Genomic DNA, 14,091 nt, shown 5'->3' on the forward strand with positions numbered 1-14,091 from the left:
TCGACAGTCACGGGGGTGGCCACTACTGTGCCGCGCCATGACTGGCTCCGTGACCGATCGCAATCTGTTCAGCCCCGACAACCTGCGCAATCCCTACCCGCTCTACGCGGAGCTGCGGGAGCACGACCCGGTCCATTTCGTGGAGCCGATGCAGTCGTGGTTCATCACCCGCCATGACGACGTGATGGAGGGTTTCCGGGACCCGCGCCTGAGCGCCGCCCGAGGGCAGCTCTTCGAGTACCAGCTCCAGGGGGTGGACCCGAACGTCGCCCGGGAGTTCCTGGGGACCATCCAGCACCAGATGTTCATGAAGGATGGCCCGGAGCACGTGCGGCTGCGCCGGCAGACGCTCACGGGCTTCTCCAACCAGAAGCTGGACGACATGCGCCCCACCGTCCACCGCATCATGCGCGAGCTGCTGGACGAGGTGATTCCCCAGGGTCACATGGATCTGCTCAAGGACATCGCCTTCCCGATGCCCGCGCTGGCCCTGGCCGAGCTGCTCAACATCCCGATCGCGGATCGTGCCCGCTTCAAGCGCTGGTCCGAGTACCTGGCCGATTTCAGCGCCCCCGCCGTGGGCGCCAACCCGGTGGAGCTGGCCACCCGCGCCAACCAGGCCATGGTGGAGATGAAGCAGTTCCTGCTGCCCATCATCGAGGATCGCCGCCGCAACCCCGGGACGGACTCGCTCAGCCTGATGCTCCAGGCGGAGGCCGAGGGCCGGATGACGCCGGAGGAGCTGGTGGCCAACATCTGCCTCATCATGTTCGCCGGGCACACCACCACCACGGATCAGCTCTGCAACGGCGTCCATGATCTGCTCACCCACCCCGGCGAGCTCCAGAAGCTGCGGGCGGACATGGGGCTGATGAAGTCGGCAGTGGAGGAGATGCTGCGCTACACCACGGCGGTGCCCTCCATCACCCGGGTGGCCGCCGAGGACTTCGAGTGGCACGGAAAGCGGATCCGCAAGGGCCAGCTCATCTTCCTGGTGATGGCCTCGGCCAACCGGGATCCCTCCGCGTTCCCGGAGCCGGACCGCTTCGACATCACCCGGGACAGCACGAAGCAGAAGCACGCCTCGTTCGGCTTCGGGGCGCACCACTGCATGGGGGCCGGCCTGTCCCGCCGCGAGCTGGAGATCGGCATCACCCTGCTGCTGGAGCGCTTCCCCGCTCTGCGCCTGGACGAGACGCGGCCGCCGAAGCTCAAGTGCCACAGCCTGACCTTCCGCGGCTTCGACTCCCTGCCCCTGCGCTGGTGAGGAACTCACCGATGACCAGGGCGCTCCTCCTCTGTCTGGCGGCTGTTCTGGGGCCAGCCCTATCGACTGGTCGAGTGCAAGGCCCGCCAGGAGATGTCCCTCACCGGCAACTTGAAGGCCATGATCGAGTACGTGGAGCAGTACGGTGGGCACCTGGAGCTGTGGATCCGCTCAGCGAAGCATCCCGAGGGCGCAACGAAGCTTTCCGGCCCGCTGCGAAAAGCCTTGGATGAGCTTCGTCGGCAAGGCAAGGGCTTGATCAAGAGTTCCCCCTGAACAGCCATGCGCTCACGGCCATTCACCACGTACATCAACCTGCCACCGGGCCCACTCGAGAGTGACCTCTTGCGAGAGGTGCTTCATCTCATCCTTTCCGAGTTCCGCTGGTTCGAACCCAGACGCTTCGGTCATGCCGACATGGAGTACCCGATTGTCACAGGCACGCTCGATCTGGCCCCACTCCTCGCCTACTACGAGAAGAAGAAGGGACGACACCTGTTCGTGGGAGCCAGGACGGACCGCGATTACGTCTGCTTCTTTCCATCGGGACCGAACGACCTGCCCTACGTGAGCTACTTCTCCTGGACGACCTCGCTCGCGGACACCGCCCAGCCCGCCTGGCGCCAGCGCCACATCGAGCAGGTCGCGACCTTGATGCGGCTCGTGCGCTCCCCGCTCGCCACGGCCGCGACGGAAGACGACTGGGACCGGAAGACCCAGTACGAGGTGCAAGAGGAACACTCCAGCTATCAGGAATTCACCATCCGGGACTACAGCGAGGGTCTGCCCGGTCTCTTCTGGCGCAACTTCCTGGGCCCGCCCTTCGTGCGCCTCTTCGGCGAGCGCCTGGACTCCCTCCCGCCCGGTCGTGCACAACGCCTGGGGGATGACCTCGTCCTCCTCCAACCCTACGAACTCCCCTCCCAGGCCAGCTCTCCGGAGGCCGATGCCCAGGAACGGGAGTTGATCGCCCTGCTCGGTTCCGAGTGCTTCTACGACCACGAGCGGCGGCAGAAGCCCACCCGCCGACCGGTGCTCGACGAGATGGCCTCAACGAAGGCCTGAACATCCACGGCTCAGAGATCCACGAGCCCCGCGCGCAGGGCCAGCACCACGGCCTCCACGTGCGAGTTGACGCCCATCTTCCGGTAGATGTGCGAGAGGTGCGTGCGCACCGTGCGCCGCTCCAGCGTCATCACCCGCCCCACCTCGGCGTTGGACAGGCCCTTGGCCACGTAGCGCAGCACGTCGAACTCGGCCGGCGTCAGGCCCCACGGGTTCTGCTTCTCCGCCTCGGGCGGCTTCGCCTGGATCGACTGGAAGTAGTTCCAGAAGCGCCGCGCGATGAGGGGCTCAAGCACCGTGCCCCCCTCCATCACCTCGCGGATGCCCGAGCGGATCTTCTCCGGCCCCACCCGCTTCACCAGGTACGCCCGAGGCCCCCGCTTGAATGGCCTCGTACACCTTCTGCTCGTCCTCGAAGGACGTGAGGATGAGCACCTCCACCCCGGCCGCGCGGCGCTTCACCCGCCGCGTCACCTCGATGCCGTTGAACCCCGGTAGCTCCAGGTCCAACAGCACCAGTTGCGGCATCACCCGCACCACCTCCTCCACCGCCTGCTCTCCATCCTGCGCGCTGCCCACCACCTCCAGCTCGGGAAAGCTCCCCAACACCTTGAGGAGGTTGCGCAGCAGGTTCGGCTGATCCTCGACGACGAAGACGCGGGTCCGGTCCATGGCCTCAGCGATAGGGTGAAGTCTTGAAGATCTGCTCCAGCTTCTTGTGCTCGCCGCGCTCCAGGCGCACCTCGAACAGCTCGCGCTGACGCGGAGTACCGATCGTCTCGATGATGATCTCCCGGTTGCCCGGCTTCACCGGATAGCGCACCAGCGGCAGGTTGCGCTTCACCCGCACGCCGTCGATGTAGACGCGCGACAACTGGTTGGCGCTGATGGACAGGTACGCGAGGCCGCTCCTGGGCGTCTCCTGGGCCCCGTCGGAGGAAGCGTCCACCACGGGATCCGGCGGTGCGGTGGGCTTCGACCGCCCGGGCTCGGGAGGCGGCGAATCGGGCATCTGGAGGTACTGCTCCACGGCGCCACTGACCGCGGACACCTTGGGATCCGTATCGAGCTGGGGCCGTTGCGAGAACCGCCACACCGCGAAGGCGAAGCACACCACCCCCACCAGCGCGATGCCACCGGCCACGGCCAACATCTTCCGCCGGTGCCGCCGATCCGCCAGGAGGTTGCGCTCCTCGGTGAACAGGCGGCGCTGGGCCACCGCCGCCTTCACCTCGGGCGACGTGGGCGGCGGCATGGGGATGTACGAGCGATCCGGCTCGGCCGCCGACGGCTGCTCGGACACCTGGCCCCGCACCAACGACGGAGGAATGCGCGCCCGCGTCTGCGTGCCCTCGGAGGGCGGCTGGGGAATGCGCGCCCGCGCCTGCGTGCCCTCGGAGGGCGGCTGAGGCATACGCGCCCGCGCCTGCGTGCCCTCGGAGGGCGGCTGAGGCATACGCGCCCGCGCCTGTGTGCCCTCGGAGAGCGGAGGACGGAGGCGTACCCCCGTCGGCTCGATCTTCGCGGTGTCGATCAGATCGTCCGGATCCACCGGAGGCTTGTGGGGCTCGGGCTCGGGCTCGGGGCGGGAGTAGTCCTCCACCATGCGCAGGCGGGGATTCTTGCCAATGCGCGTGACCTCGCGGGGCGCGGCGCCTCCCGGCAGCACGGGGGAGCGGCGCGGCTTGGGCGGAGCGGCCCCGGGAGGAGCCACCCACGTCTGCTCATCGTCTCCCGGAGGTTGCGAGCGGCCGGACTCGGGGGCGTCCTTGGGCTCGACCCGTTCCTTGGGGGGGTCGACCCGGGTGACCTGGGTGCCCTCCTTCAGCCGGGCACGGACCTGGGTGCCGTCCTTGCCGAAGTGGGTGACCTCGGCGGCCTCCTCCCTCGGCCCGACGTAGGTGGACTCGAGCACCTCCTTCGCGGCCTCGGCCCCGAGCACCTGGGTGGAGTCCATCATCGCCCTGTCCAGCATGGGCCCGGGCGCCACGGTGGGCTCGGGCTGGTACTCCTCGAAGGCGGGCGGGGCCTCCATGGTGTCGGCCTCGCTGAGCGCCGGGCTGAACGAGGGCCGCACCACCACGGACTTCTCCAGCGCGTCCGCGCCCACCTCGGCCAGCGACACACCGGAGATGGGCGTGAGCGTGAAGCGCTCGGAGAACGGCACCGGGCCGAGCGCGGGCCCCGCGGCCATCTCGTTGGGGAAGAGCTCGGACACGAAGCGGCGCGCGTCCTCGGCGCCGGGCAGGCCACCGTGGGTGGACAGGAAGTTGCGCAGCGAGGCGGCGAACTCGGCGCAGGAACGGTAGCGCCGCGAGGGCGTGGCCTCCAGCGCGCGCAGGATGATCGGATCCAACCGCGCGTGGAGGCGGCGATCCAGGCGGCTGGGCGGAGGCAGGCCGGCGCGGCGGGTGCTGACGCCTCCATCGGGGATGACGGCCTCGCGCAGGGTGAGCAGCTCGTAGGCGATGGCGCCGATGGAGTAGATGTCCGAGAACACGTCCGGGGGATCGCCCCTGCCCACCTCGGGGGCGCGGTAGGCGCTGCGGCCCCGGCCGGCGAAGGCGCGCTTGAGCTCGGGCACGGACAGGAGCGCCTGGAGCGCCCCGAAGTCGCACACCGAGGGCAGTCCGCCGCGCGAGAGCAGCACGTTGCCCGGGGTGATGGAGCCGTGGATGACACCGGCCGCGTGGGCGCGCTCCACGGACTCGAGCAACTGGATGATGAGCCACAGCGCGGTGGCCGGCGGGAGGAGGACCTCCTTGGTGTTGAGCCGGTAGAGCGCGATGCCCAGGGAGTGGCCGTCAACGGCCTCGCGCACCACGGCGAGCCGCTGCTTGACGAAGCCCATGTCGAGGACGGGGACGATGCCCTCGGGGTTGAGTGGATTGAGGACGCTGTAGACGCCGGCGAGCACGGTGGCGTAGCGCGGGTCGGACGTCTTCGGGAGGAAGAGCTTGATGACGACCCGGGGCCCACCGGGCTCCTGGACGGCCTCGTACAGCTCGGCGAGATCTCCAGCCTCGATGCGGCCGGTCAACCGGTAGGCGGTGCTCATCCCTTCCTCTTCCGGGACCGGACGGCGTCGAACTGGAACCCGCACCAGACGCACGCCTCGCCCTTGCGCCCGGGGGGCAGCTCCAGTGTACAGCCCGGGCAGCGCGGCTGGGGCCGATTGCTCGTACGGGGAGCGGCCGTCTTTTGACGCACCGGGCCCACCGGGACACGGACGCGCCGCGCCACGGCGCCGCCGCGCACCCGGACCTCGAGCTGGCGGACACGGTCCTCCAGGGCCTCGATGCGGGCGGCGAGCCGCGCGTGGAGCTCGGCGTCGGACGGGGGGGAACGTCGGGCGGGCGATCTCATTGCGGACCCGCGAGCGTGCCATGCCCGCTCGTAACCCCGCAAGGTGGACAACCCGTATGAATGGTGGCGCGTGAGGGGCGCGTGTTATGTCTTGCTGTCCAGTGGCACAGAAACTCTCACCGACCGGACCCATTCCGGGGAGCCCGACGACCGCGGATCCCCTTCACGGCAGCTTCCGCTCCTCGCTCAACCGCGCCCAGGCCGAGCAGGCCGAGCGCCGTGCCGAGCAGCTCTTCGCGGACCCCGAGCTCGCCCGCCTGCTGAGTGCCCCCCGGGCGCCCCTGCGCCAGGTGCCTCGCGCGCGCGACATCTTCGTCAACCGCAACCTGCGCATGGCCGGAGTCGATCTCATCGGCTTCGACATGGACTACACGCTGGCCATCTACCACATGCGCCGGCTGGAGCAGCTCGCCTATGACATGACGCTGGCGAAGCTGGTCAGCGAGCGGGGCTACCCCACGGCCATCGGCCAGTTGCAGTACGACCACCACTTCGTGATGCGCGGGCTGGCGGTCGACAAGGCGAACGGCAACCTGCTGAAGATGGACCGTTTCGGCTACGTGGGGCGGGCCTGGCACGGGCTGCGGCCGTTGGATCGCGAGGTGTGGAAGAAGCTGTACCGCAACCAGCGGGTGAAGCTGAAGGATCCGCGGTTCGCGTGGATCGACACGCTCTTCGCCCTGCCGGAGGCGTGGCTCTTCGCGGGCATCATCGAGCTGCTGGAGTCGATGGGCCAGCGGGTGGACTACGGCAAGCTGTACGACGACATCCGGGACGCCATCGACACGGTGCACCGGGACAACTCGCTCAAGCGCGAGGTGCGCAAGGAGCTGGAGCGCTACATCTTCCAGGATCCGGAGCTGGGCCCGGCGCTGCACAAGCTGCGCTCGGGAGGCAAGCGGCTGTTCCTGCTGACGAACTCGGCGTGGGACTACACGGACGCGGTGATGCGCTACCTGCTGGACGGGCAGTTGGCGGAGTACCCGAGCTGGCGCAACTACTTCGACTACATCGTGACGTTGGCGGCCAAGCCGGCGTTCTTCACCGAGCAGCGGCCGTTCCTGGAGCTGGAGACGGCGGGGCCCGGCGAGGAGGCGCGGGTGGTGGGCGAGGCCACGAGCGTGGAGCGCGGCAAGGTGTACCAGGGCGGCAACCTGGTGCAGTTCGAGCAGCAGACGGGCCACGCGGGCGAGTGCGTGCTGTACGTGGGCGATCACATCTTCGGGGACATCCTGAAGTCGAAGAAGTCCTCGCTGTGGCGCACGTGCATGGTGGTGCAGGAGATCGAGGACGAGATCACCTACACGGACGGCCAGCGGGAGCGGATCCTGCGGCTGTCCAACGTGGAGCTGGCGCGGGAGCGGCTGGACGACGAGGTGGCGCACCACAAGGGCCAGTTGAACATGCTGGACCGGAAGCTGGAGCGCGGGGACGTGGGGCCGGAGGAGACGGCGCGGGTGGAGGAGGAGCGGCGGAGGGTGAAGGCGGAGCTGGACAAGCTGCGCTGGGCGCTGCGGGAGGCGACGGAGATCGCGGACACGCTGGAGTGCGAGGTGGAGGAAGGCTTCAACCCGTACTGGGGCCTGCTGTTCAAGGAGGGGCACGAGAACAGCCGGTTCGGCGAGCAGGTGGAGCGTTACGCGTGTCTGTACACGAGCCGGGTGTCGAACTTCCTGCACGACTCGCCGATGCAGTACTACCGCTCGCCGCGGGAGCTGATGCCGCACGAGCACGCGGGCGCATGGACGGCGAAGCTATCGCCGGTGGGCAGCGAGGGACCGCCGAAGGGCGATCCCTGATAACCACCCCTCTCCCCCCGGGAGAGGGACGGGGTGAGGGTATCGATCATCCCAGGTTGAACCCCGTGTCCACCGGCCGTTCGCCCCGTCTCCGCCGCCGTGCCTGGCGTGGACCCCTGCTCGGGTTCCTGCTCACGAGCCTCGTGGCCCACGCGGCCTCTTCGGAGCAGGAGGCCGAGCGGTGGTTCGCGCTCGCCCACCAGCCGCCCGCGGAGTTCGAGCAGCGGGTGGCCCAGGTGGGCTGCGACAAGGTCCACTGGCGGGGGAACGTGCTGCGCGACGATATGTTCGGCTTCAAGAGCAAGGGGAGCCGGCTGGAGGAGCATTTCGGGTGGATCGCCCGCCGCTGCCCGGAGGATGCCTGGAACCTGCTCGTCGACGAGGAGACGCATCTGTCTCCCGGGCTCGCCGAGCAGGCCCTGTCACCCGAGCAGCTCCGCCGGTTCCGCTTCCGGGGCAACCCCGAGTGGGCGCTCGGGGAGCTGATCACCTCCTGGGAGCGCGGGTCTCGCCTCACGCCGGAGTACGCGCGGGTGGTGGCCCGTGCGGTGGCACGCGAGGTGACGGGCGAGACGGACCGGGGGCCCTGGCTCGTGCGAAGCCTGGCGAGGCTGAAACTCCCTCCCGATGAGCTCCGGGAGACGGTGGCGCCCCTGCTCGCGAGTGCGAAGCCCCAGGTGAGGACGGCCACGGCGGCGCTGCTCGCGCGGACCGGGGCCGGGGAGATTCCGCGTCCGGTGGCGCTGGCCTGTGCCCGGGAGCACGAGGCCCTCACCACGTGTGTCCAGGACGCGATCCGCGCCGTGGGGCCACGTCCGGGCTCTTCGCAGGGCCTCACCCTCGTCCCTCCGGGCTCGGATCCCTTCTACGGCAAGGGCCCTCCCACCGAGGCGTTCTGGTGCGAGCTCATGAACTCGCGCCTCGAGGAATGTGAATGGAATCCCTGCACGGGGAAACCCCTCGCGGGCGAGGCCCTGTCTCGACTGGCCGCCGCGGCGGGCATCTCCGCGCGGAAGGTTCCGGAGCCTCCCCCTCCCTGCGCCCGGCGGAAGGCCGACTTCCTCCAGGAATACGATCCGCTGCCCTGGAGTGGGGAGGGCATCTTTCTCCAGCTTTGAGAGCGAGGCTCCGGGCGCACAAGGGGATGCGCCCGGATTTGCCTCGGATTATCCATGGGTGCGCCGCCAGGGTTTTCCCCCTCTCCCTGGAGGGCTCCTGCCCCGGGCTCGGAGACGACTTCTCCGTGTCCCGGGGCAAGGTTTTTCGGGGGGCTCGGGGACCTACCCGTACGAGGCGCCCGGAATGCGCCCCCAGATGACGGAGGTGTAACGGGAGCCGGGCTCGGCCTCGAGTCCCAGCTTCTTGAGATCGTCCGAGTACTTCGAGCCCTTCACCACCACCCACCGCCGGGCCACGCGCCGGGCCTCCGCCAGCGTCTCGGGCGAGAGTGGAGCGTGCTCGGCGAAGCGGCGGAGCATCTCGAAGGCCGGCTGGGACTTCTTGGGCTTCTCGAACATCGGATCGAAGAACACGACGTCGAACGAGCCCGAGGGCATCGAGCGCAAGTACGTGTGCGAGTCCGCATGCACCGGCTCCACGTGGCATGACTGGGGGCCGTAGTCGTAGGCGGCGAGACCCTCGGAGATGACGGCGTAGAGCGCGAAGCTCTTCTCCAGCCCCACCACCCTGCCCTCCGGCCCCGCCACCAGCGCGGCCACCAGCGCGTCCTGCCCGAGCCCCAGCGTGCAATCGAGGAAGTGATCTCCCGCGCGCAGCTCGGCCACGCGGACGAGGGCGTCATCTCCGCCCTCCTGCCCCGAGAGGATCCGCAGCCGGCGCAGGTGCGCCATGCCCGGGTTGAAGCTGAAGGAGCCCTCGCGATCCCACAGCGAGACGCCCTCGCGCTCGAAGACGATGAAGGCGTCCGCCACGGACTTCAGCAGCGGACCGATGGGCTGCTTCATGCGCCTCGGGACGAACGGCAGGTTCCACGTGCGCGCGGCCTCGCGGGCCCGCTTCACCACGGACTCCTCGGGTTTGCCGCTCGTGGTCACGGCGAGGGGGACACGGGTCTGCTCCTTCACTCCAGACGCTCCTTGCCAACCCGGGGCCCGTGGCACCCTCACCCTGTCCCTCTCCCGGCGGGAGAGGGGTTCTTCTCAGCCCTCGACGGCCTGGAGCTTCCGGCCACCCTGCGCCTCGGCCACCGTCACCGACTGGTTCCGGCCGTGCCGCTTCGCGTAGTACAGGCACTGATCCGCCTGCTCCACCAGCACCAGCTTGTCCGTGCCGTGATCCGGCGCCGTCGCGATGCCCAGCGACAGCGTCACCTTCAGCGGGCCCATCTCCGTCTGGAAGACCTCGGCCTTGATGGCCTCGCGGATGCGCTCGGCGATGATCTTCGCGCCCTTGGCGTCCGTCTCCGGCATCAGGATGGCGAACTCCTCGCCGCCGTACCGCGCGACGATGTCCGTGTCCCGCGCCTGCTCGCGGAGGATGCGCGCCACGCCCTTGAGCACCTGGTCTCCCGTCAGGTGGCCGTAGGTGTCGTTCACGCTCTTGAAGTGGTCCACGTCCGTGAGCATCAGCGAGCACTTGCGCCCGTACCGCCGCGAGTGCGCGAGCATCTCGTCCGCCTTCGCCTGGAAGGTGCGGTTGTTGTACAGGCCCGTCATGCCGTCCGTGGTGGCCATGCGCTCCATGGCCTCGTAGAGCTGGGCGCGCAGCACGGCCTGGGCCGCCTGGATGGCGATGACCTCCAGCATCCGCAGCACGTCATGATCCAGCGCGGCCTTGCGGCGCGAGCCCGCCACCAGCGTCCCGAGGATCCGATCACCCGCCGTGAGCGGGAAGATCTTCAGCGCGGCGAGGCCCCGGAGCTGGGTCTCCTCGTCGAAGATGACCTGGCGGTCCATGGCCTTGATGTCGCGGCCGGGCAGCGGCGCGCCATAGCGCACCACGTTGGCCACCAGCCCGTTGTTGTCCGCGAAGGAGCGGCCCTCGAGCGCCTTGCTCCCCTGCGCCGTGACGCCGAGCATCCGCGCCACCTTGTGGAGCCGCTTGCCCTCCTGCTCGTTCACGATGGTGACGGCGCAGAAGTCCAGCCCGGCCAACTGCCGTGCGCTCTCGAGCACCGCCAGGAACACCTGATCCGGGCTGCCGGCGCGGTTGAGTTCCTCGATGGCCCGGAAGAACCGGTCCTTCTCGTCGCGCGTCTTGCGGATGTACGACATCACCCGCTCCACCTCGATGGAGCGCAGCACCTCGGCGGCGATCGTCGTCAGCAGCTTCTCGTCGTCGTCCGAGAACGGGTTGTGCGTCACCCGATCCGCCACCAGCACGCCGCGCACCAGCCCACTGGCCGCCTCGATGATGGGCACGGCCAGCACGGCACCGAGGGTGGGCGCGCTGCCGTCGTACCAGGTGATGCCCTTGAGCCCGTGGGCCGAGTGCATGCGCACCGGGGCGCGGCGCTTGAGCACGCCACCGAGCATGCCCTCGCCGGCGTTGAAGCGCTCGCGCTGTACGCGATCCGAGGCGCTGCGGCAGTCGTACAGCTTCAGGCCCTTGTCGTCGGACGCGAGGAGGAAGGCCGCGCAGGTGTGGGTGTGCAGGGCCGTCTCGGCGATCTCCAGGGCGGCGCCCACCGCGCCCTCGATCTCCTTCACCGAGGCGAGCAGCCACTTCTCCTCGTCCTTCACGTCGGGCGGGTTGTCGTGGGAGCCGGAGCTGACGAGCCGGAAGGTCCGGGCGCGCTCCTCGACCTCCTTGATCCGCTTCTCCACGGCGGCGTTCTCCGCGCGGCGGGCGGCGGCGATGCGGGCGGAGAGGACCAGTTGGTACAGGCCGGCGAAGAGCGCGAGGAAGAGCGCGTGGGTGAGAAAGGAGGTGACGCTGCGCTCGGGGCCCTGGAGGACGATGACCGCATCGAAGGCGAGCGCCACGCCGAGCAGCGTGAGGCCCGCGTTGCGCGGCAGGAAGGCCACGAGGAAGGCCATGACCAGGTAGACCAGGGGGAAGATGGCGCCCCCGGCGATGGCCACGACGATGAAGGCCGAGGCGATGAGCACCGCGCCCAGCTCCAGATCATCCCGGAGGTAGAGCGGAGCGCCCACGGCGCCGCGGGTGAAGCGCCGCCAGCCCATCACCCCCAGCCCGGCGAGCAGGAAGAGGACGAGGGAAGCCTCGGTCCAGCCGAGCGTGTGCAGGCCGCGGAAGCCGCCGCGCGCCAGGTGCGTGAAGGCGGCCAGCACGGCGGCGCAGGGGATGGCCCGGATCAGGGAGTGGAAGAGCTTGGAGACTGGAGGGATGGCCGAAAGAGCGGACACGGTTACTCCAGGTGGAAGACGAGCTCGCCCGGCTTGACGTAGCCGAGCTCCTCGCGCGCGGCGCGCTCGAGGGCGGCGGGATCATTGCGCAGCGCGTTGATCTCGCGAAGAAGGGTGGCGTTCTGCTCGGACAGGACGCGGTTGCGCTCCTGGATGGCCTCGACGTCCTGGCGCAGACGCAGGTAGCGGCGGAAGCCCTTCGCGTCCACCGCTGAAACCAGCGTGAGGACCGCGGCCACACACGCCGCTATACCGAGGAGCTTTCGCCGCACCGTCATGAGTGGGCGGAAGGTACCAGCGGCGACCTCTCCGGCAAGAAATCCGCTCCAGGCCTGTAGCGAGCCGTCCCTCTTTCTCACGGAGGACAGTCGCCCCTCGTGGACAGCGTCCCATGGCACGCCTCCTGCCAACATGCGGTCCCCTCGCAAGGAGCCGGATGCCCACCCTTTCCCCCACCCCACCACCCGCCTCCCGGAACCCGAGCCGGTGGCGCCGTCCACTCCTCTGGGGGCTCGGGGTGTTCCTCGTGCTGGAGGTGCTCCTCAACGGCGTGCTCGCGACCGGGCTGCTGGAGGCGCTGATCAACCGCTCCGCGCAGAGCCTGAACGTGGAGTGGGACCGGGCCTGGAGCGTATGGCCCGACTCCATCCAGGTCCGGGCGCTGAGGATCCGGAACGAGGAGGCGGGCGGCGGCTACTGGGAGCTCGCGATGGAGTCGGCCGAGCTGGATCTGTCCCCGTTCGCCCTGCTCGGATTGAAGGTGCAGGCCGAGCAGGTGAACGTCGAGGGCCTGAGCTTCCGGCTCCACCCCGGCGATCCGGGAGCACGGGGACCGGAAGGCCCGGGGGAACCTCCGCCCTGGGAGCTGCAACTGAAGGGCATACGGGTGCACGGGGTGCGCGAGCTGTCGGTGGGCGCCCTCCGGCTCACGGGCGTCACGGACGCCACCGGGGAACTGGCGCTGGTACCCGGACATCGGCTCACCGTGAACGGGGCCCGGGTGCGGCTCGGCGAGGGCGAGCTGACCCACGAGGGGAACGGGGTCGCCCACGTCGAGAAGGGCACGGCGGACTTCGACATCGACGCGAGGCGTGACGCCGAGGGGAGGCTCGACGTGGCCAGCGGCCTGGGAGGACGGTTGCGGGTGAGCACCACCCTGCCCTCGCTCACCACGTTCCAGCGGTGGGTACCGCAGCTCGCCGAGGCCGAGCTGGGGGGAGGCGCGGGACGCCTGGAAGCGGATGTCCGGTTGAAGGAGGGCCGATTCGCCCCGGACAGCCGGCTGGAGGGCTCGGGGAGTCCCATCGTCATGCCCCTGGGCCTCGTGCGCGTACGAGCCCCCTGGCGGCTCCATGGGGAAGTGCGCGCGAACGAGGACGGGGCGTCACGAGCCGGGCTCCGGCTGGTGCTGAGCCCCGTGAAGCTGGAGGGGAAGCGCGGACAACTGCTGGAGACGTCGGAGGCGACGGTGTCGCTGAGCGCGCCAGCCCCGCGCCTGGGTGAGCCCCCGCGTGACGTCCACGCGGCGCTGCACGTGGCGGCGAGCAATCCGTTGGAGCTCCGGGTGCTCAACGACTGGCTGGCGCCGGCCATCCAGGTGGAATCGGGCCAGGCGAAGCTGGTGGCGGTGAGCCACGCGGATGCGGCGAAGGGCCGGGGGAAGGCGTCGCTGGAGTTGAGCACGGACGACGTCCGGGCCCGTTGGGGCAACACGCTGCTGGGCGCGCGGCTCGTGCTGGACGTGGACGCGCGGAAACTGGCGCTGCATCGCGACACGGTGACGTTCGCCGGGAGCCGGCTGCTGCTGCGCGACGCCACCGTCCAGAAGGGTGACAAGCCCCAGGTACACGGCTGGGAGGGCACCCTGTCCTTCCCCGAGGCCACCCTCGCGCTGTCCCCCGCGGTCCTCTCGGGGCGCTTCGCCGGAAGCTTCACCAACGCGGCCCCCTTCGTCGCCCTGCTCACCGACAAGACGGGACTGCCCCACGTGTTGTCTCCCCTGCTGGAGGCGAAGAACCTGGAGCTCTCCGGGACGGTGTCGCTGGGAAGTGGCGGCGTGAAGCTGGAGAAGCTCCACGCCCAGGGCGAGGGGCTCGAGCTGCGCGGGAAGGTGGAGCTCTCCGGCGCGTCCACCCAGGCCGTGATGCTGGTGAAGGTCAGGAGCCTCCCGCTGGGGGTGGAGGTGACGTCCGAGGGCGTCCATCTCCAGCTCCTCCACCCCACCACGTGGTACGAGCAGAAGCTGGGGGAGCGGGTGGACTGAGCG

11 protein-coding genes and 1 pseudogene are annotated in these 14,091 nt (G+C 69.6%); 6 read left to right on the forward strand and 6 right to left on the reverse strand.

Going from position 1 to position 14,091, the window contains the following annotated elements:
• The first annotated feature begins 49 nt into the window (after positions 1 to 49).
• The 3 genes from Q664_RS42425 (at position 50) to Q664_RS42435 (ending at position 2,332) form a co-directional block, all read left to right on the forward strand.
• Positions 50 to 1,267, forward strand: coding sequence for a cytochrome P450 (locus Q664_RS42425; protein WP_235217090.1), 1,218 nt, complete (start codon positions 50 to 52; stop codon positions 1,265 to 1,267).
• Positions 1,268 to 1,378: 111 nt separating this feature from the next.
• The gene (locus Q664_RS59605; RefSeq protein WP_160174626.1) at positions 1,379 to 1,543 is read left to right on the forward strand and encodes a hypothetical protein; all 165 of its coding nucleotides are present in this window, start codon (positions 1,379 to 1,381) and stop codon (positions 1,541 to 1,543) included.
• A 6-nt stretch (positions 1,544 to 1,549) separates the two neighbouring features.
• Positions 1,550 to 2,332, forward strand: a complete 783-nt coding sequence (locus Q664_RS42435; RefSeq protein ID WP_043410014.1) for a hypothetical protein — start codon at positions 1,550 to 1,552, stop codon at positions 2,330 to 2,332.
• Between the two features lie 11 nt (positions 2,333 to 2,343).
• Here Q664_RS42435 and Q664_RS42440 read toward each other — a convergent pair.
• From Q664_RS42440 to Q664_RS42450, 3 genes and pseudogenes are all read right to left on the reverse strand, one after another.
• A pseudogene (locus tag Q664_RS42440) lies at positions 2,344 to 3,004 on the reverse strand (response regulator).
• A 4-nt stretch (positions 3,005 to 3,008) separates the two neighbouring features.
• Positions 3,009 to 5,390, reverse strand: coding sequence for a serine/threonine protein kinase (locus Q664_RS60335; protein WP_043410017.1), 2,382 nt, complete (start codon positions 5,388 to 5,390; stop codon positions 3,009 to 3,011).
• Positions 5,387 to 5,698: a hypothetical protein gene (locus Q664_RS42450; RefSeq protein WP_043410020.1), complete on the reverse strand. Its 312-nt coding sequence runs from the start codon at positions 5,696 to 5,698 to the stop codon at positions 5,387 to 5,389. The genes Q664_RS60335 and Q664_RS42450 overlap by 4 nt, the downstream gene beginning before the upstream one ends.
• An 86-nt stretch (positions 5,699 to 5,784) precedes the next feature.
• Between Q664_RS42450 and Q664_RS42455 the strand changes: the two genes are divergently transcribed.
• Positions 5,785 to 7,497, forward strand: coding sequence for an HAD-IG family 5'-nucleotidase (locus Q664_RS42455; RefSeq protein ID WP_043410022.1), 1,713 nt, complete (start codon positions 5,785 to 5,787; stop codon positions 7,495 to 7,497).
• Between the two features lie 65 nt (positions 7,498 to 7,562).
• Positions 7,563 to 8,615: a hypothetical protein gene (locus tag Q664_RS42460; RefSeq protein WP_152622649.1), complete on the forward strand. Its 1,053-nt coding sequence runs from the start codon at positions 7,563 to 7,565 to the stop codon at positions 8,613 to 8,615.
• 162 nt (positions 8,616 to 8,777) lie between these two features.
• On the opposite strand, the gene Q664_RS42465 is transcribed toward Q664_RS42460, so the two are convergent.
• The 3 genes from Q664_RS42465 to Q664_RS42475 form a co-directional block, all read right to left on the reverse strand.
• Positions 8,778 to 9,581: a class I SAM-dependent methyltransferase gene (locus tag Q664_RS42465; protein WP_043410027.1), complete on the reverse strand. Its 804-nt coding sequence runs from the start codon at positions 9,579 to 9,581 to the stop codon at positions 8,778 to 8,780.
• A gap of 75 nt (positions 9,582 to 9,656) precedes the next feature.
• Positions 9,657 to 11,825, reverse strand: a complete 2,169-nt coding sequence (locus tag Q664_RS42470; protein WP_043410029.1) for a sensor domain-containing diguanylate cyclase — start codon at positions 11,823 to 11,825, stop codon at positions 9,657 to 9,659.
• Between the two features lie 2 nt (positions 11,826 to 11,827).
• Positions 11,828 to 12,103 carry an FtsB family cell division protein gene (locus Q664_RS42475; protein ID WP_043410032.1) on the reverse strand — a complete coding sequence of 92 codons (276 nt, stop codon included), beginning with the start codon at positions 12,101 to 12,103 and terminating at the stop codon, positions 11,828 to 11,830.
• 158 nt (positions 12,104 to 12,261) lie between these two features.
• Between Q664_RS42475 and Q664_RS42480 the strand changes: the two genes are divergently transcribed.
• Positions 12,262 to 14,088: an AsmA family protein gene (locus Q664_RS42480; protein WP_043410033.1), complete on the forward strand. Its 1,827-nt coding sequence runs from the start codon at positions 12,262 to 12,264 to the stop codon at positions 14,086 to 14,088.
• The last annotated feature ends 3 nt before the right edge of the window (positions 14,089 to 14,091 follow it).

Origin of the sequence: Archangium violaceum Cb vi76, from assembly GCF_000733295.1 — a bacterium.
In the GTDB taxonomy this organism is placed as follows: Bacteria; Myxococcota; Myxococcia; order Myxococcales; family Myxococcaceae; genus Archangium; species Archangium violaceum.